Raw genomic sequence first — 16,817 nt, 5'->3', positions numbered from 1 at the left:
TTTTATGCGTATCGCAAATCGCTCGTGGGTTCTGTGCGCGGTCATGGCCGCTGCAATTCCAGCCAATGCTTCAGCCGGTGTCGTCAACAACGTGCTGACCCAGTGGCGCGCGCAGGTCGACAAGTGCGAGGACCCGCTGCAGCGCGATGCCGATGCCATGGTGAGTGTCGCCATGTTCGAAGCCATCAACGCGGTCACGCCAAAGTACACGCCCTACACCAGAAAGCTGACAGCGCCCGAGGGCAGCTCGCCGGAAGCTGCAGCCGCGCGCGCAGCGCATGATGTGCTGGTGCTTGTCTGTGCCGATCAGAAGGACATGTTCGAGGGCGCGTTGAAAGCATCCCTCGGCGCGGTCACCGACAAGACCGCGAGCGCCAATGGCGAGAAGGTCGGTGCCGAAGCGGCGGCCGCCGTTATCGCCGCCCGGGCCAACTCCAATGCCGAGGGCAAAGACCCGGTGAACCGCCCCCAGACACCGGGAACCTATGTGCAGACTACGCCCTTGGTCGGCACCATCCTCGCCAAGCAAACGCCGTGGATCATGACCAGCCCCGCCGAAATGCGGCCCGCGCCGCCGGTAACTTTGGGCAGCGCGGCCTGGGCGCGTGACTTCAACGAAGTCAAAAGCCTCGGGGCGAAAAAGTCGAAGGATCGCACCGCCGAGCAGAGTGACATCGGCGAATTCTGGGCAGGGCGTGACGTGCGGATCGTGCTCAACCAGCTCATCGGCCGTCCCGGGCGCAGTCTGGTGGACGACGCCCGCTTTCTTGCTCTGGCGGAAATGGCATTTGTCGATTCCTACGTCTCCATGATGGACGGCAAATACCATTACAATTTCTGGCGTCCGATCACTGCGATCCGCAATGCCGAGACCTACGGTAATGAAGCCACCGCGCCCGATACCCAGTGGGAAGCCATGGTCACAACGCCGTGGCACCCCGAATATCCTTGCGGCCATTGCCTATCGGCAGGGGCCGTGGGTGCCGTCATCGAACAGGAATTCGGCAGCAGCGCCCCGCCGATCGTGCTCGAAATGGAGGACGCGCTGCTGCGCCGTTACGATACGCCCCGCGAATACATCGATGATGTCTCGGAGTCCCGTATCCTTGCCGGGGTCCATTACCGCTTCTCGATGGAAGCCGGACGTGACGCAGGAATCGCTATCGGCAATGTCGCCGCAAAACGCTATTTCATGCCGCTCGGCAAGTAACCCCAATCAACCGGAGGACACCATTCATGCGCCTAGCCATTACCGTCGCGAGTTTCGCTCTCGCGCTTGCCACTCCCCTGCTTGCCCAGTCTGCGGATGAAGGTCCGAAACCGGTCGCGACCTTCGAGAACCGCAACATGGAACCCGAAAAGCTGGGCGAGCAGCTGCGCGCCGGCGGGCTTGTCATCCTGATGCGGCACGAGCGCACCAATGTGCCCTCGCGCGGGGATGACTATTCGCGTCCCGCCAATGATTGCAACGCGCAGCGCAACCTCTCGCCCGCGGGCGTTGCAGGGGCCGCCGAAACGGGCGTTGCCATCCGTGCGATCGGCTGGCCGATCGGCCGCGTCCTCTCAAGCGAGATGTGCCGTGCGACCGAGACCGCGCGGTTCATGTTCGGTCGCTACGAGATCGAGCCGCGCCTGATGCACCACGACAACACCGCCGAACGCACCGTCATCGTTTCCGGCAAGGAGCTGAATGCCCTGCTCGCGGATCTGCCGGGGGACAGCAAGGACAACACCGTGCTGGTCAGCCACATCGGCAATATCTACTTCGCGACGGGCATCACCCTGAGCGAAGGCGAGTTTGCCGTGCTGCAGCGGCAGAAGGATGGCTCTTACATCGCTCTTGGCACCTTCGATCCCGGCTTCATCGGCGCCGGGGCCCGCTATGCCCAATACCTGGAAGCACAGGCCGCCAAGGAAGCGGCGAAGTAGCACAGCGGCGCGGGCTTAGCCCCGCCCCAGCTTCTCCAGCTTGGCGCGCAGGGCCGCTTCGTCGAAGGGTTTGACGATGTAGTCGTCCGCGCCTGCCGAGATGCCCTCGTGGATGTCCTTGGCCTCGCCGTTCGAGGTGCAGAACACCACGATGGGCTCCTTGGGCGTGGGGATCGCGCGCAGCTTGGCGACGAATTCGATGCCGTCCATTTCGGGCATGTTCCAGTCGGTGAGCACGAGGTCGGGCATGGCCTTCTTGCAGCGCGCCAGAGCCTCCTCGCCGTTTTCGGCCTCGATCGCGACATAGCCGAGGCTGATCGCGATCTTGCTCGAAACCTTGCGGATCACGCGGCTGTCATCGACGATGAGGCAGGTCTTGGCCACCGCTGCCGGAGCAACGCTGCCGGCAAAGCGGTCACGCATGGCCTTGGCGGCAGCGACAATCGAATCCGTGTCGCCGCTTTCCGGGCCGGGGGCAGCAGGCGCGCGGGCCTGCATTTCGGCGCGGGTGTCAGCTGCGGGAGCGGGAGCGGCTTCGACTTCAGCCACGACCGGGGCGGCAGTGCCCCCCTGCGCCGCCTCGCGCGCCTTTTCGCCAGCGGCCAGCTTTTCAGCCAGCGTCTTGCCTTCCATGCCGGTGCGGCGGTGCGGGCCGGAATTGCGCTTGATCAGGTTCTGCACGATCAGCGCCCTCCGCCGATAGCGGCATAGCCCGCGTCATATTCGCCGTAATCCTCGGCGTAGGGGTCTTCGGGCAGCACGCCCTCGCCCGGGGTCATGCGGACATGGAGATAGGGCATCCAGACATCGCCGAATTCGGCCTTCTGGTACCACACGTCGAGCACGTCATAGCTCGCCCACATGCCATCGGGTTCGCGCAGGCGCAGGCCTTCGCCGATGCGCGGCACGGCGGCAAAGCGGATGCGCGCCTGGGTCTGATGCGTCTCGTTCTGGACTTCGATTTCAATCACGGTGCAGCCCCTGGTCTCAGGGCTCCGTGATAGAGGGTAATGCTTTATGATTTACCAACGCGCCGGTCCCGACAGGCGGGACGGCACGCCGGGATCATTTGGCCGCCTTCTTGGCCGGAGCTTTCTTCTTGGGGGCAGCCTTCTTCTTGGGGGCGGCCTTCTTCTTGGCCTTCCCCTTGGCCGGACCCTTGGCCGCACGCGCATCGATCAGTTCGATGGCGGCTTCGAGCGTAACCTCTTCAGGTTTCACGTCGCGCGGGATCGTCGCATTGGTGGTGCCGTCGGTGACGTAAGGCCCGTAGCGGCCCGGCATGACCTTGATCTCGCCCCCGCTGACGGGGTGCGCCCCAAGTGCCGCAATCGCCTCCGCCTTGCCGCGCGAGCCCCCGCCCGCGCCGCGATTGGCAGCCTGCGCGAGGATATCGACGGCGCGGTTCATCCCCACCTCGAACACCTCGCGGGTATTGGTGAGTTTACCATACTTCCCGTCGTGCCGCAGGTACGGCCCGTAACGCCCGATATTGGCTTCGATTTCGAGGCCGGTGTCAGGATGCGCGCCGATAATCCGCGGCAGGTCCAGCAGCTTCACCGCCCAGTCGAGATCGAAATCATCGAGGTCCTTGGGGATCGAGGCGCGCTTGGCATCCTTGCCGTCACCCATCTGCACATAGGGGCCGAAGCGGCCCGTCTTGCGGTGGATGTCCTCGCCGGTTTCGGGGTGCTGGCCGATCACGCCGTCCTCGGCCCCGCCCTCACCCTCGCCGCCCGGCTGGGCGAAGCGGCGGGTGTATTTGCACTCCGGATAGTTGGCGCAGGCCACAAAGGCGCCGAAGCGGCCACCGCGCAGGGAGAGCCTGCCATTGGCGCGGCCTTCGGCAGCGCACATCGGGCAGGCGCGCGGATCGTGCCCGTCCTCGCGCGGCGGGAACAGGAAGTCGGAGAGATATTCGTCGAGCGCCTCGGTCACTTCCGAGGGCAGCTTCTCCATCACCTCGTCGGCCTTGGGCTTGAAGTCCTTCCAGAAGCGGGCGAGCAGCGCCTTGTAATCCTCGCGCCCGTCGGAGACGACATCGAGCTCGTCCTCCATGCCCGCGGTGAAATCATAGGCGACATAGGTGGGGAAGAACCGTTCGAGGAAGGCGGTCAGCAGGCGGCCGCTCTCTTCCGCAAAGAAGCGGTTCTTCTCCATCCGCACATAGGCGCGGTCCCGCAGGGTCTGGATGGTCGAGGCATAGGTGGAGGGCCGCCCGATGCCGAGCTCCTCCAGACGCTTGACCAGCGAGGCTTCCGAAAAGCGCGGCGGCGGCTGGGTGAAGTGCTGGGTCGCCTCGACACCGCGCTTGGCGGGCGTGTCGCCAGCCTTGAGCATCGGCAGCAGGCCGTCCTCGTCCTCGTCTTCGCCCTGCCCCTTGTCGTCAAAGCCTTCCTGATAGACCGCAAGAAAGCCCGGGAAGCGGATCACCTGCCCTGTGGCGCGCAGCTCGTGCTGACCCGTGGCATCGCGCAGGGTGACAGTGGTGCGCTCCATCTGCGCGGTCGCCATCTGGCTCGCCATGGCGCGCTTGAAGATCAGATCATAGAGCTTGGCCTCATCGCCCGTGCCCGCCCGTTCGCGGGTGAAATCGGTCGGCCGGATCGCCTCGTGGGCCTCCTGCGCGTTCTTGGCCTTGGTGCTGTAGAAGCGCGGCTTTTCAGGGAGATAGGCGCTGTCGTAACGCGCGACGATGGCATCGCGCAGGGCCATGATGGCACCGGGGTCCATCTGCACGCCGTCGGTGCGCATATAGGTGATCGCGCCGGCCTCGTAGAGCGATTGCGCCAGCCGCATGGTGTGCTGCGCGGAATAGCCGAGTTTTCGCGCGGCCTCCTGTTGCAGCGTCGACGTGGTGAACGGCGGCGCAGGGTTGCGCTTGACCGGCTTGGTCTCGACGCCTTCCACCGTGAAGCGCCCGGCCTCGACCGCCGCCTTGGCTTCCAGCGCAATACCCTGATTGCCGAGGCTCAGCCGCTCCAGCTTCACGCCCTTGAACTTGACGAGGCGCGCGTCGAACTCGGTGCCATCGTGCTGGAGCTTGGCGAGCACGCTCCAGTATTCCTCGGCCCGGAAGGCTTCGATCTCGCGCTCGCGCTCGACGATCAGGCGCAGCGCCACGGACTGCACGCGGCCTGCGCTCTTGGCCCCGGGGAGCTTCCTCCACAGCACCGGCGAAAGCGTGAAGCCGAACAGATAATCCAGCGCGCGGCGGGCGAGATAGGCGTCGATCAGCGGCTGATCGAGCTCGCGCGGGCGGGCCATGGCCTCGGTGACGGCGGTCTTGGTGATGGCGTTGAAGGTGACCCGCTCGACGAGCTTGGGCAGCGCCTTGCGCTTGGCCAGCAGCTCCTGCACGTGCCAGCTGATCGCCTCGCCCTCGCGGTCAGGGTCGGTGGCGAGCACGAGGCGGCTTGCGCCCTTGGCCGCGTCGGCGATTTCCTTGAAGCGGCTCTGCTTGTCGCGGTAGAGTTCCCACTCCATCGCGAAATCGGCGTCCGGATCGACGCTGCCATCCTTGGGCGGCAGATCGCGCACATGGCCGTAGGACGCGAGAACCTTGTAGTCCTTGCCCAGATATTTCTCGATGGTCTTCGCCTTGGCCGGCGATTCAACAATGACAAGCTGCATGGGCTGAGAAGAGGTGTCCTTACGTGTACGTACGCGCGAGGGTGGGGCTGCGCCGCCTAGGCCGTCAAGCGGCTTGTGTGAAGAGCAGGGACGTGAATCAGGCGAAGACTTCGGCGATTTCGTCCGTCCGGTCGCGCAGCAGGGCATAGGCTGCGATCCCGATGGCCGTGATCGCCGCGCCTGCCACCGACATCACCAGATTGGCAATGGCCGAAACCGGCAGAGGGATCAGCCCGGCCTCATCGCTGGCGAGAGTATAGATAGTGACCGCCACCAGATTGGCCGCAACGGGCAGCAGCAGGGCGATGGCCAGAGGCGCAAAATGTCCCCTGCTGCGCTCCCAGGCGAGACGCATCCCCTCGGTGATGCCGACCTCGTCGCCCAGCGCAAAGCCATAGGCCGGCGCCCAGCGCACGAACAGCACCAGCCCCGGGATCAGCAGCGCCACGCAGCCAAGAGCGATGCCCAGCACGACAAGGATCGACAGGCCGAAATAGGTGCCGAAGCCGCCGGTGACATGGGTCAGCCCGCCCTGGCGCAGCAGGGAGATGGTCAGCGCATAGCCGACAATGGTCGAGACGACCGAGAAGGCGAAATTGGCGCCCGCCACATCAGTCCACTGGTCGCCCACCATGCCGATCGCCACCAGCGCCGCGACATAGAACAGCATCGCTGCCCAGGCCGCGCGCGCCAGCCGCAGGGCTTCCTCGGTAATCAGGCCAAGGCGCAGGCCGATGGAATCATTCACGTCCAGCATGGTCTATCCGAAAACATCCTCGATCATGGTATTGCGCGGCCCGAGCAGTTCATAGACTGCCACCGACAGGCCGAGCAGCATCAGCGGAAACAGGTGCGCCTCGATCAGATTGAGCGGCTGGGCCGCGCGATAGGCGGCAATCCCGGCAAACAGGCCGCCTGCCGCCGCGCCGAGCGTGCCGAACAGGCTTGCGATCAGGAACATCATCACGACGATGCTGGCGATCTTGCCGGTGTGGCCGCGCACCGTCTGCCAGCTGCCCCCCGCCGCTGCCCATGCGCTCCCGCCCCGCGCCGCCACGAAAGCGGGCGCGGCTATCCAGCGCGCCACCAGAAACAGGCCGGGCAGGATCAGAGCGAAAATGCCGACCATGATCGGCCCGATCAGCAGCATCGCCAGCAAAAGGAAGGGGGCGAGATGATTGCCCTGCGTCTCCAGCAGCCCGCGCGTCTTCAACAGGGCCTGAAACAGCCAGTATTGCCCGAAAAGATAGATCACCACGCCCCCGCCGCTGGTGAAGCCGATGCCGAGCAAGGGAATGGTGAAGGCCGCCACGGCCACCACCGCAAGATAGATCGCCACCGGCTTGCGGATCGCCCAGAGGTTCTCGAAGGAGCGGGAGACGAGCAGGCCGAAATCGGCCTCGCGGGCGGGGGTCATGCGCTATCCTCGGGGCTGGCGCGGCGCACCGTGCCGTCAGCCTCGCGCACCAGCTCGCCCACAAGTTCCAGTTCGAGCAGCGCCATGTGGACCTCGGCCGCGCTGGCGCCTGACTGGTGGATCAGCTCGTCGACCGGCACCGGCGCGTTGGTGAGCAGGTTGGCGATATCGCCAGACAGATCAGCCCGCGCCTCGCCCCATTCGAGCCGGGCAAGTTCGGCATAGTCGAAATCGGCCGCGCCTTCGGCCACGCGGTAGCGCGAGCGCGGGGCGCCGGTGAAGCTCTGGAGCAGTTCGATCACATCCTCCGGGCTCTGCACCAGCACCGCGCCTTCGCGGATCAGCTGATTGCATCCCGAGGCGCGGGCATCGAGCGGGGAGCCGGGGATTGCCATGACCTCGCGCCCCGCCTCGCCTGCCAGACGCGCGGTGATGAGGCTGCCCGATTGGGGCGCCGCCTCTACCACCAGCGTGCCGCTCGCAAGGCCTGCGATGATGCGGTTGCGCGAGGGGAAATGCCGCCCGCGCGGCTCGGTGCCGGGGGGCTGTTCGGCGATCAGCAACCCCTCCCTCGCGATGCGTTCCTGAAGCTCGGCGTGCTGCGGCGGATAGGCGATGTCGATCCCGCTGGCGATCACGCCGATGGTCTGCGGAAAGGCGCCCTCGTGCGTTGCACCGTCGATGCCGCGCGCAAGGCCCGAGACAATCGTGAAGCCCGCCTCGGCCAGCGCAGCGGCGAAATCGCGCGCCAGCTTGACCGCCGCAGCGCTGGCATTGCGCGCCCCTACCACCGCCACGCAGGGCGCGCTGGCGAGGTCAAGCCGGCCGCGGCAGGTCAGAATGGGCGGCGCGCTGTCCAGTTCGGCCAGCAGCGCGGGGTAATCGGGCTGATCGTGGAACAGATAGCGCGCGCCTGCCGCGCGCACGGCGGAGACCTCGCGCTCGATGCTCTCGGCACTGGCCGGGCGATAGGGCCCCCTCCCCCGGCTGGCGAGATCGGGCAGCGCATCCAGCGCCGCCCCGGCGCTGCCGAAGCGCGCAATCAGCTGGCGATAGCTCACCGGGCCAATGTTGGGCGAGCGCAGCAGGCGGATGCGCGCGAAAGCTTCCTGTTGGCTGAGCACCGGCTGCGACCCCTCGTGCTCCATCAGATGAGGCCCCGCATTACGGCTTGGACGAGGCGCCGATCTTCGGCTCCTCCCCCCGCATCAGGCGCCCGATATTGGCGCGGTGTTGCACCATAACGATCGCCGCGATGGCGAGCAGCGGCGGGATGACCTGCGGGTAGCCGAGGCCCCATGCCACAATCGGCGCGGCGATCACGCTGACCATCGAGGACACGGACGAAATCCGGCTGAGCCAGAGCGTCGCCGCCCATACGCAGGCGCAGGCCAGCATCACCGGCCAAGCCAGCGCCAGCAGCGCTCCGGCAGCGCTCGCAAAGCCCTTGCCGCCCCTGAAACCGAGCCACGGGGTGAAACAATGCCCCGCCACCGCGCCGACGGCGGCCACGCCGCCGACCTGGGCAAGATCAGGCCACAGGATGCCTGCCACCACCACCGGGATCACAGCCTTGGCCGCATCGAGCAGCACTGTGGCCGCAGCGAGGCCCTTGTGGCCGGTGCGCAGCACATTGGTCGCGCCGATCGAGCCGCTGCCGATATTGCGCACATCGCCCAGCCCCGCCGCGCGGGTGAGGATCAGGCCGAAGGGAATCGATCCCAGCGCAAAGCCCATCACGGCTGCGAAAACGAATTCCATCAGGTCCCATCCCGTTCGGGCCGAGCTTGCCAGCGACCGCGAAGGCGGTTGTCGAAGCCCTGCACTTTCTTTAGCGCATCCGACTGTAAGGCAAAACAGCCCTTCGACAAGCTCGGGGCGAACGGAAGTTATTCGGTGAACCCAGATTCCCCCATCCTGCTGTTCGATTCCGGCGTGGGCGGGCTCACCGTCTATGACGGCTTGCGCAAGGTGCTCCCCGACGCTCCGGTGATATACGCCGCCGATCTTGCCGGCCTGCCCTATGGCACCAAGACCGAGGCCCAGATCGCCGCGCGGGTCGCGGGCCTGCTCGGGCGGATGGCAGAGCGGTTCCGCCCGCGCCTCGTCTGCATCGCCTGCAACACCGCCTCCACGATTGCGCTGGGCATGGTGCGCGATGTGCTGGAAGTGCCGGTGGTGGGCACTGTCCCCGCGATCAAGCCCGCCGCTGCCCTCACGCGGACCGGCACCATCGGACTTGTCGGCACAGGCGCGACGATCCGGCAGGCCTATGTCGATGATCTCGAAGCCCGCTTTGCACAGGGCAAGCGCCTGCTCCGCGTGGCCGCGCCCGGGCTGGTCGAGGCGGCCGAGGCCAAGCTGCGCGGGCGCGGTGTCGATCCGGCGCTGATCGCCGACGTCCACGCCGAGCTCACCGCCATGCCGGGCGGCGAGGCCATCGACACGTTGGTGCTCGCCTGCACCCACTTCCCGCTGCTTTCGGAGGAACTCGCCGCCGCTTTCGGCCCCGAGGTCCGGCAGGTGGATGGAGCCGAGGGCATCGCGCGGCGCATCGCCCATCTGCTCGAAGGGCAGAGCTTCGAAGCACACGGCCCCAACCGCTTCATCGTCACCGGGCCGATCGCAGGCGCAGCAGGCCTCGAAGACGCACTGGCAACCCGCGGTTTCGGCCCTGCGGAAGTGTTCTGATTTGCGCATCACCGCTTGCGAAACGCTCGCAAAGATCGCTGTGGCAAAACGCCGGTCTCGGCCTTAAATATCGCGCGAAACCATCCGCCGCCTCGGCAGTTGTAGCGGATGAAGCAGGCAGGAACTCAGGCAGTGCCGCATAAGCGCACGCCCCAGTGAAGAGACGCAAGTGAACTACGATCAGATCTTCGATTCTGCGATCGACCGCCTGCACGAGGAAGGCCGCTATCGCGTCTTCATCGACATCATGCGCAACAAGGGCGCCTATCCCAATGCGCGCTGCTTTCACGGCCATAACGGCCCCAAGCCGATCACGGTGTGGTGCTCCAACGACTATCTCGGCATGGGCCAGCACGACAAGGTGATCGGCGCGATGGAAGCCGCGCTGCACGATGTCGGCGCAGGCAGCGGCGGCACGCGCAATATCGGCGGCAACACCCACCTGCATATCGAGCTCGAAAACGAACTGGCCGATCTCCACGGCAAGGATTCTGCGCTGCTGTTCACGAGCGGATATGTCTCGAACGATGCGACGCTTTCCACCCTCGCCCGCCTCTTGCCGGGCTGCATCATTTTCTCCGACGAGCTGAACCACGCCAGCATGATCGCAGGCATCCGCAATTCGGGCTGCGAGAAGCGGGTGTTCCGCCACAATGACGTGGCGCACCTCGAGGAGCTGCTGGCGGCCGAGGACGCGAACACGCCCAAGCTGATCGCCTTTGAAAGCGTCTATTCGATGGACGGCGATGTCGCCCCGATCCATGCGATCTGCGACCTCGCCGAGAAATACAACGCCCTCACCTATATCGACGAGGTCCACGCGGTCGGCATGTATGGCGCGCATGGCGGCGGGATTTCGGAGCGCGATAACGCCGCGCACCGGATCGACATCATCGAGGGCACGCTCGGCAAGGCCTTCGGTGTGATGGGCGGCTATATCGCGGCCTCGACCAAGGTGGTGGACTGCATCCGCAGCTACGCGCCGGGCTTCATCTTCACGACCTCATTGTCGCCGGTGCTGGTGGCAGGCGTGCTCGCCTCGGTGCGGCACCTGAAAGAGAGCAGTGACGAGCGCAACGCCCAGCAGCGCGCCGCCGCGATGCTCAAGCTGAAGTTTGCCGAAGCCGGCCTGCCGGTGATGGATTCGGTCACCCACATCGTGCCGCTGATGGTGGGCGATCCGGTGCGCGCCAAGAAGATCAGCGACATCCTGCTCGCCGAATACGGCGTCTATGTGCAGCCGATCAACTTCCCCACCGTGCCGCGCGGGACCGAGCGTCTGCGCTTCACGCCGGGTCCGTTCCACACCGATGCGATGATGGACGAGCTGACCGCCGCCCTCGTCGAAATCTGGGACCGGCTCGATCTGGAGCTCGCCGAAGCGGCCTGATCGCTCCCCGCTGCCGTAGCGTCCTTTGTGGTGCCGGTTTTTGCCGCTAGCACATCTCCCGAAAACAGATTCGGGAGAGAGACAATGGGCGGCACGCCTGAACAGACTTATGCCGAGGTCGTCCTCGGACGGCGGAGCATCCGCGGCTACCTCGACAAGCCGGTGCCGCGCGCGCTGATCGAAGAGATCCTGACGTTGGCGATGCGCTCGCCCTCGTCGATGAACACCCAGCCCTACCACTTCCATGTGATCACCGGCGAGCCGCTTGACCGGATCCGCAAGGGCAACACCGAAAACATCCTCGCCGGCGTCCCCGACAGCCGCGAATTCCGCCGCGGCGAGGCCTTCACCGGCGTCCACCGCGACCGTCAGGTCGGCTGCGCGATCCAGCTGTTCGAAGCCATGGGGATCGACCGCGACGACAAGGAAGCGCGCCAGGACTGGGTGCTGCGCGGCTTCCGCCAGTTCGACGCGCCGGTCTGCGTGATCATAACCTACGACCGCGAGCTGGACGGTTCGGACGACACCCCCTTCGATTGCGGCGCGGTGACGACGGCGCTGGTCAATGCCGCATGGAGCAAGGGCCTGGGCTGCGTGATCAACTCGCAAGGCATCATGCAAAGCCCGGTGGTGCGCGAGCACGCGGGCATCCCCGAGGATCAGGTGATCATGAAGGCGGTCGCACTGGGCTGGCCCGATCCGGATTTTCCGGCGAACCCGGTGAAGATCACGCGGCGCAGCGTTGACGAGGCGGCGCGCTTCGTGGGGTTCGAGGGCTGACCCCTAACCCCTGAAGTCCTAGCGCAAGGACACCACGTTGTCGGCGGCTTCGCGCTGACGCGAGCCGTCGAACAGGCTCATCATCGGCTCGTCGGCGACCATCACCTGCTGGGCCGCGCCGAAGCCGTTGAAGCCGGTCTTCATCGCCGCGCCATAGGCACCGAGCATCCCGATCTCGACATAGTCGCCCGCCTGGATGTCCGAAGGCAGCACAAACGGCCCCTTCATGTAGTCGGCATCATCGCAGGTCGGCCCGTAGAACGCGAAGTCCTCGTCCTCGCCGATCAGATCGTCCTCGAGCGCCTTCACCGGGAAGCGCCACGCCACGTGGGCGGCATCGTAGAGCGCGCCGTAAGCGCCGTCGTTGATGTAGAGCTCCTCGCCGCGCCGCTTGTTCACCTGCACGATCATCGAGCTGTATTCAGCCGAGAGCGCGCGGCCGGGTTCGCACCACAGCTCGGCGTTGTAGGCGATCGGCAGGGCTTCGAAGTGGCGCGCGATGATCGCGAAGTAATCTTCCATCGGCGGCGGCTCGAGGCCCGGATAGGCGCTCGGGAAGCCCCCGCCCACGTCGATCATGTCGATCACCACCGAAGCCTCGGCAATCGCGGCGCGGGTGCGGTCCATCGCCTGCACGAAGGCAAACGGGGTCATCGCCTGGCTGCCGACATGGAAGCACACGCCCAGCCAGTCACAATGCTGGCGGGCCTGCTGGAGCAGCAGCGGCGCCTCGACGAGATCGCAGCCGAACTTGCTGGCCAGCGAGAGCTCGGAATATTCGCTCGACACGCGCAGGCGCACGCACAGACGCAGGTCGCGCGGCGCTTCGCCGGTTTCGGGCGAACGGCAGGCGTCGATGATCTTCTCCAGCTCCTCGACAGAATCGAGGCTGAAGGTGCGCACGCCGTGATCGAAATAGGCCTCGGCAATCGCGGCAGCGGTCTTCACCGGATGCATGAAGCACAGCACGGCGTCCGGCAGCAGCGAGCGCACCAGCCGCACCTCGGCAATCGAGGCGACGTCGTAATGGGTCACGCCTGCATCCCACAGCACGCGGATCAGCTCCGGCGCGGGGTTGGCCTTGACGGCATAGAGCACCTTGCCCGGGAACTTCTCGACAAAGAAGCGGGCGGCGCGCCGCGCGGCGTGCGGGCGATTGAGGATGACGGGTTCGTCCGGACGGAGGTCGCGGACTACAGCCAGTGCGTCAGGATAGATGTGCAACTCAAGGGACCCCCAAAACGGCTCTGTTGAACCATAAAACGACAAGCTGCCTTGCGGTTTGGAAGTCCCCTTGGGGCAGCGGAAGGGCGCAGATAGGGCCTGAGGGGGGAAATGCAAACAAAAAATGGCCCCCGCCGGGGCCAAATGTTGCTTTTCAAAGACAGCCCCGCAAGCGTGACCGGAATGTGACGGAAATCGCTCGGATTTCCGTCACATCGCAGGTGTCAGAAAGCGACTTTCGGGGTCTGGTCGACAACGCCCTTTTCGCTCTCGGCGAGCCGCGAGAAGTCCGCCTCGCCGAATCCGAGCATCCCGGCAAACAGCACTGCCGGGAAAGATTCGCGCGCGGCGTTGAAACGGGCAGCCGCAGCATTGAGCGCGCGGCGGGCCGCAGCCAGATTGTCCTCGACATCGCCGAGCTCGTTCTGGAGCGACTGGAAGTTCGCGCTGGCCTTCAGATCGGGATAGGCCTCGCCCAGCGCCAGCAGGTTATCGAGCGCGAGCTTGAGCTGCGCTTCGCTGGTACCGCCCGGCGCGTCGCCCTTGGCGGCGGCATTGCGTGCCGTGATCACCGCTTCGAGCGTCGAAGCCTCGTGCCCGGCATAGCCCTTCACCGCCTCGACCAGATTGGGGATCAGATCGTGGCGCTGGCGCAGCTGCGCGTCGATATCGGCCACCCCCTGCCGCACATTCTGCCGCAGGCGCACCAGTTGGTTGTAGATCGCGATCAGCAGCACCACCGTGCCGACAGCAATCACGAGGATTGCCGAGGTCCAGAACCAGCCGAGAATATCAATCATGATGCAAGTGCTCCCTTGATTGGCCCGGAGCTTAGCGGGGAAACGTTAAGGGATTGCAGAGGCCTTGCGCACTATAGCGGGAGGCTATGAACGCGAATGTCGATCATCTGATGCAATCGGGCCTCGGCCAGTGGCTGGAGGAGCAGACCGCCATGCGCGCGGCTGCACGGGAAAAGGCGGCATCGCGCTGGACGTGGAGCGCGGCGATCCTGATGCCGGTGCTGGCCTTCGTGTGGTTCGGCCCCGAATCGTTCTCGACCTTCCGCGGGATCGTCGCGCTGGGCGGGATCGGCACGGCAATCTGGTGGGGCTACCAGCCGATCGCGGCGGCCAAGCGCACCGTCAAGATCGGCATCAACAGCGCCATCGCGAAGAGCCACGGGGTCGAATATTCCCACAAGGCCGAGGCAGGCCCCGAATTCGAAGCAGCCAAGCGATACGGGCTTGTCCCCTCGCATGATCGCTCCGGCTTTGAAGACCGCTGGTTCGGCACGCTCTCGGGCCATGGCTTCGAGCTTTACGAAGCACACCTTGAAGAGCGCCGCGGCTCGGGCAAGAACCAGCGCTGGGTGACGGTGTTCCGCGGGGTCATCATCCGCATGGGCTTTGGCCGCCCGTTCCGCTCCACCACCCTGCTCCAGCGCGCGGGCGAGCATCGCAAGTGGTTCGGCCTCGGCGGGACCAAGGACACGGTCAGCTTCGGCGGCCACCGGCTCGATGTGGTCGATCAGGTCCATCCGGCCTTCGATGCGGTGTTCGGCCTGTTCAGCGACGATCAGGTCGAGGCACGCGTGCTCGTCCACCCCTCCTATATCGAGCACCTGCTGCGGCTGGAAAAGGCGTTCGGCGGCAAGGAGCTGCGCGCGCTGTTCACGCAAGGTCAGGTGATCATCACGGTGGAAAGCCGCGATCTGTTCGAGAGCGGCGCGATGGACGCGGCAGAAGACCGGATGCGAGTGGCCGAAGCCGCCGAGCAATTCGCCGCGCTGGCAGGGCTGGCGCTGGCGATCAACCAGACGGAACGCGGACGGGTGCTGGCCGAGGCCCAGCTCCCGGCCGCTCCCCCTGAACCTGCCCCTGCCCCTGTAACTGCTCCTGCGCCGGTCCCCCCGGAAAACGCTGCCCTGCCCGAGGAAGCCTTCGCCGCCATGCCGGTGACACGGCCCATGCGCGGCTTCGGGCGCAAGGGACTTTAGGAAGAAGGCGCTGCGGGCTCTTCGGCCACCGGCTCGCCTGCGGCAACCGGATAGGCATCGCCCACAAGGCTCAGCAGCACTTCCACATTGGACTTGAGATTGGCCATGGTCACCCCGTTGTCGAGCACGACATAGCGGGTGAAGCCCAGCGACTTCTGCTCGAAATCGACCCACACGTTGAGCGCGGCATAATTGAGATTGGCCTGCGCCACGGTTTCATAGGTGGTGCCCGCCGGCAGCTCGAACTGCGCCTGCATCAGCACCCCCTGACAGCCCGGCACCCCGTCCATGTCGCAGGCCGTGCCCATCAGCACATATTTGAGCTGGTCCTGGTTCTCCGCGAGCACCAGCACGCCGTCATCCTTTCCCTCTTCGAGCACCTGATGCCCGAGCGCGCCGACCACGGCGGCAAGATCGGCGGTGGTGACCGATTTCTTGACCGTGTCGGGGACATAGCCCTGCGCCATCGCGGGCGCGGCAGCGCTGCCAAAGGCGAGCGCAGCGGCAAGCAAAACGGGCGCAAACTTCATCGCAATTTCCCCCACCGGTCGCCGGTCAGCCCAGGCGATCCCTGAAATCCTCGTAGTCGAAGCGCTTGATGCAGTCGAGCGCGTCGGTCTCGCTGTCCCACATCCAGATGCTGGGCAGGGCCACGCCGTTGAAGGTGTTGGTCTTGACCATCGAGTAATGGGCCTGATCGAGGAAAGCGAAACGCGCGCCCGGCTCGGCCGCGACCGGCAGGCGATAATCGCCGATCACATCGCCTGCGAGGCACGAGGGCCCGCCCAGGCGGATCGGAATCATGTCCTCGTCCGTCAGCTCGCCGAGCATGGCAGGGCGATAGGGCGCCTCCAGCACATCGGGCATGTGGCAGGTGGCCGAGATATCGGTGATCCCCACCGGCACCTCGTTGAACATCGTATCGAGCAGCGTGCCGACGAGAATGCCCGCATCAAGCGCCACCGCCTCGCCGGGTTCGAGGATGATCTGGCAGCCGGTGTCGCTCGCCGCGTCCTTGAGGAACTCCACCAGTTCATCGCGCTGGTAATCGGCGCGGGTGATGTGGTGGCCGCCGCCCATGTTGATCCATTTGAGCTGATCGAAAAAAGGCTCGATCACGTCGAACACGCGGTCCCACGTCGCCTTCAGCGGCTCGAAATCCTGTTCGCACAGGTTGTGGAAGTGGATGCCTTCGACGCCTTCCATATGCTCTTCGGTGAGCTGGTCGAGCGGGAAGCCGAGGCGCGATCCCGGCGCGCTGGGGTCATACTTGGCGACTTCGCCCGTCGGCACCTGCGGATTGATGCGCAGGCCCACGCTGACCGGCGAGCCGTTCGCGGCAGCGTGTTCAAGGATCAGCCGCGCGCGTTCGTGCTGGAAGGGCGAATTGAAGATCACATGGTCCGAAAGCCGGCAGATTTCCTCCAGCTCCTCGGGCTTGAAGGCGGCCGAATAGGTCGCGATCTCGCCGTCGTAGAATTCCGAGGCGAGGCGCGCTTCCCACAGGCCCGAGGTGGACACCCCGTCGAGATATTCGCCGATGATGGGCGCGGCCGACCACATCGAGAAGGCCTTCAGCGCGGCGAACACCTTGATGTCCGCGCCGTCCGCTGCGGCAGCATCGCGCACGCCTGCCAGCACGCGGCAATTGGCGCGCAGCTTCGCGGCATCGACGACGAAGGCGGGGCTGTCGACACGCGACAGATCGAAATGGGCGAAGGCGCCCGGATCACCGGCTTTGGTCTGCATTGGTCCTG

General features: G+C 65.7%; 17 protein-coding genes. 6 read left to right on the top strand and 11 right to left on the bottom strand.

The genetic code is table 11. The features are described from left to right. The first annotated feature begins 4 nt into the window (after positions 1-4). Together RSE14_RS00850 and RSE14_RS00845 are read left to right on the top strand one after the other, a co-directional pair. Positions 5-1,210, top strand: a complete 1,206-nt coding sequence (locus RSE14_RS00850; RefSeq protein ID WP_324075286.1) for a vanadium-dependent haloperoxidase — start codon at positions 5-7, stop codon at positions 1,208-1,210. A 26-nt stretch (positions 1,211-1,236) separates the two neighbouring features. After that, entirely contained in the window at positions 1,237-1,929 is a 693-nt protein-coding gene (locus RSE14_RS00845; RefSeq protein ID WP_324075284.1) for a histidine phosphatase family protein, read from the top strand. Between the two features lie 15 nt (positions 1,930-1,944). Here RSE14_RS00845 and RSE14_RS00840 read toward each other — a convergent pair whose 3' ends face one another. From RSE14_RS00840 to plsY, 7 genes are all read right to left on the bottom strand, one after another. Beyond that, positions 1,945-2,610, bottom strand: a complete 666-nt coding sequence (locus RSE14_RS00840; RefSeq protein WP_324075282.1) for a response regulator — start codon at positions 2,608-2,610, stop codon at positions 1,945-1,947. A 2-nt stretch (positions 2,611-2,612) separates the two neighbouring features. Further along, positions 2,613-2,900, bottom strand: coding sequence for a hypothetical protein (locus RSE14_RS00835; protein WP_324075281.1), 288 nt, complete (start codon positions 2,898-2,900; stop codon positions 2,613-2,615). Positions 2,901-2,994: 94 nt separating this feature from the next. Continuing rightward, entirely contained in the window at positions 2,995-5,562 is a 2,568-nt protein-coding gene (gene topA, locus RSE14_RS00830) for a type I DNA topoisomerase (RefSeq protein ID WP_324075279.1), read from the bottom strand. 97 nt (positions 5,563-5,659) lie between these two features. Next, a complete protein-coding gene (locus RSE14_RS00825; protein ID WP_324075277.1) occupies positions 5,660-6,310 on the bottom strand; it encodes a hypothetical protein in 651 nt (216 codons plus the stop codon). A 12-nt stretch (positions 6,311-6,322) separates the two neighbouring features. Next, positions 6,323-6,979: a hypothetical protein gene (locus tag RSE14_RS00820; RefSeq protein ID WP_324075275.1), complete on the bottom strand. Its 657-nt coding sequence runs from the start codon at positions 6,977-6,979 to the stop codon at positions 6,323-6,325. Continuing rightward, positions 6,976-8,127, bottom strand: a complete 1,152-nt coding sequence (gene dprA / locus RSE14_RS00815) for a DNA-processing protein DprA (RefSeq protein ID WP_324075274.1) — start codon at positions 8,125-8,127, stop codon at positions 6,976-6,978. Before dprA ends, RSE14_RS00820 begins: the two co-directional genes overlap by 4 nt. A 16-nt stretch (positions 8,128-8,143) precedes the next feature. After that, positions 8,144-8,740 (bottom strand): glycerol-3-phosphate 1-O-acyltransferase PlsY, encoded by a 597-nt coding sequence (gene plsY / locus RSE14_RS00810; protein ID WP_324075272.1) that lies wholly within the window; start codon positions 8,738-8,740, stop codon positions 8,144-8,146. Between the two features lie 135 nt (positions 8,741-8,875). Between plsY and murI the strand changes: the two genes are divergently transcribed. The 3 genes from murI (at position 8,876) to RSE14_RS00795 (ending at position 11,840) form a co-directional block, all read left to right on the top strand. Beyond that, the gene (gene murI, locus RSE14_RS00805) at positions 8,876-9,670 is read left to right on the top strand and encodes a glutamate racemase (protein ID WP_324075270.1); all 795 of its coding nucleotides are present in this window, start codon (positions 8,876-8,878) and stop codon (positions 9,668-9,670) included. Between the two features lie 169 nt (positions 9,671-9,839). After that, entirely contained in the window at positions 9,840-11,060 is a 1,221-nt protein-coding gene (hemA, locus tag RSE14_RS00800) for a 5-aminolevulinate synthase (RefSeq protein ID WP_324075267.1), read from the top strand. Between the two features lie 84 nt (positions 11,061-11,144). Further along, complete coding sequence (locus RSE14_RS00795) at positions 11,145-11,840, top strand: nitroreductase (RefSeq protein WP_324075266.1); 696 nt, start codon at positions 11,145-11,147, stop codon at positions 11,838-11,840. A gap of 18 nt (positions 11,841-11,858) precedes the next feature. On the opposite strand, the gene RSE14_RS00790 is transcribed toward RSE14_RS00795, so the two are convergent. Further along, the gene (locus tag RSE14_RS00790) at positions 11,859-13,064 is read right to left on the bottom strand and encodes a type III PLP-dependent enzyme (protein WP_324075263.1); all 1,206 of its coding nucleotides are present in this window, start codon (positions 13,062-13,064) and stop codon (positions 11,859-11,861) included. 224 nt (positions 13,065-13,288) lie between these two features. Next, a complete protein-coding gene (locus RSE14_RS00785) occupies positions 13,289-13,864 on the bottom strand; it encodes a LemA family protein (protein ID WP_324075262.1) in 576 nt (191 codons plus the stop codon). 86 nt (positions 13,865-13,950) lie between these two features. Between RSE14_RS00785 and RSE14_RS00780 the strand changes: the two genes are divergently transcribed. Then, positions 13,951-15,060 (top strand): DUF3137 domain-containing protein, encoded by a 1,110-nt coding sequence (locus tag RSE14_RS00780; protein ID WP_324075260.1) that lies wholly within the window; start codon positions 13,951-13,953, stop codon positions 15,058-15,060. On the opposite strand, the gene RSE14_RS00775 is transcribed toward RSE14_RS00780, so the two are convergent. Both RSE14_RS00775 and RSE14_RS00770 read right to left on the bottom strand, forming a co-directional pair. Next, on the bottom strand, positions 15,057-15,590 hold the full coding sequence (locus tag RSE14_RS00775) for a YbjN domain-containing protein (protein ID WP_324075258.1): 534 nt from the start codon (positions 15,588-15,590) through the stop codon (positions 15,057-15,059). The two genes, RSE14_RS00780 and RSE14_RS00775, sit on opposite strands and share 4 nt — an antisense overlap. Before the next feature lie 25 nt (positions 15,591-15,615). After that, positions 15,616-16,809 (bottom strand): carboxynorspermidine decarboxylase, encoded by a 1,194-nt coding sequence (locus RSE14_RS00770; RefSeq protein ID WP_324075257.1) that lies wholly within the window; start codon positions 16,807-16,809, stop codon positions 15,616-15,618. Between the last annotated feature and the right edge of the window lie 8 nt (positions 16,810-16,817).

This window comes from Erythrobacter sp. (assembly GCF_035194505.1).
Taxonomy (GTDB): Bacteria; Pseudomonadota; Alphaproteobacteria; order Sphingomonadales; family Sphingomonadaceae; genus Erythrobacter.
Note: the sequence above shows the minus strand (reverse complement) of the source record. Positions and strands in the feature narration are given on the sequence as shown.

Excerpts from the sequence above, each read along its gene's own strand:
- RSE14_RS00785 (WP_324075262.1), bottom strand. The coding sequence starts at position 13,864 with ATGATTGATATTCTCGGCTGGTTCTGGACCTCGGCAATCCTCGTGATT.
- RSE14_RS00820 (WP_324075275.1), bottom strand. The coding sequence starts at position 6,979 with ATGACCCCCGCCCGCGAGGCCGATTTCGGCCTGCTCGTCTCCCGCTCC.
- dprA (WP_324075274.1), bottom strand. The coding sequence starts at position 8,127 with ATGGAGCACGAGGGGTCGCAGCCGGTGCTCAGCCAACAGGAAGCTTTC.
- RSE14_RS00845 (WP_324075284.1), top strand. The coding sequence starts at position 1,237 with ATGCGCCTAGCCATTACCGTCGCGAGTTTCGCTCTCGCGCTTGCCACT.
- topA (WP_324075279.1), bottom strand. The coding sequence starts at position 5,562 with ATGCAGCTTGTCATTGTTGAATCGCCGGCCAAGGCGAAGACCATCGAG.
- RSE14_RS00775 (WP_324075258.1), bottom strand. The coding sequence starts at position 15,590 with ATGAAGTTTGCGCCCGTTTTGCTTGCCGCTGCGCTCGCCTTTGGCAGC.
- RSE14_RS00795 (WP_324075266.1), top strand. The coding sequence starts at position 11,145 with ATGGGCGGCACGCCTGAACAGACTTATGCCGAGGTCGTCCTCGGACGG.
- RSE14_RS00780 (WP_324075260.1), top strand. The coding sequence starts at position 13,951 with ATGAACGCGAATGTCGATCATCTGATGCAATCGGGCCTCGGCCAGTGG.
- plsY (WP_324075272.1), bottom strand. The coding sequence starts at position 8,740 with ATGGAATTCGTTTTCGCAGCCGTGATGGGCTTTGCGCTGGGATCGATT.
- RSE14_RS00850 (WP_324075286.1), top strand. The coding sequence starts at position 5 with ATGCGTATCGCAAATCGCTCGTGGGTTCTGTGCGCGGTCATGGCCGCT.
- RSE14_RS00770 (WP_324075257.1), bottom strand. The coding sequence starts at position 16,809 with ATGCAGACCAAAGCCGGTGATCCGGGCGCCTTCGCCCATTTCGATCTG.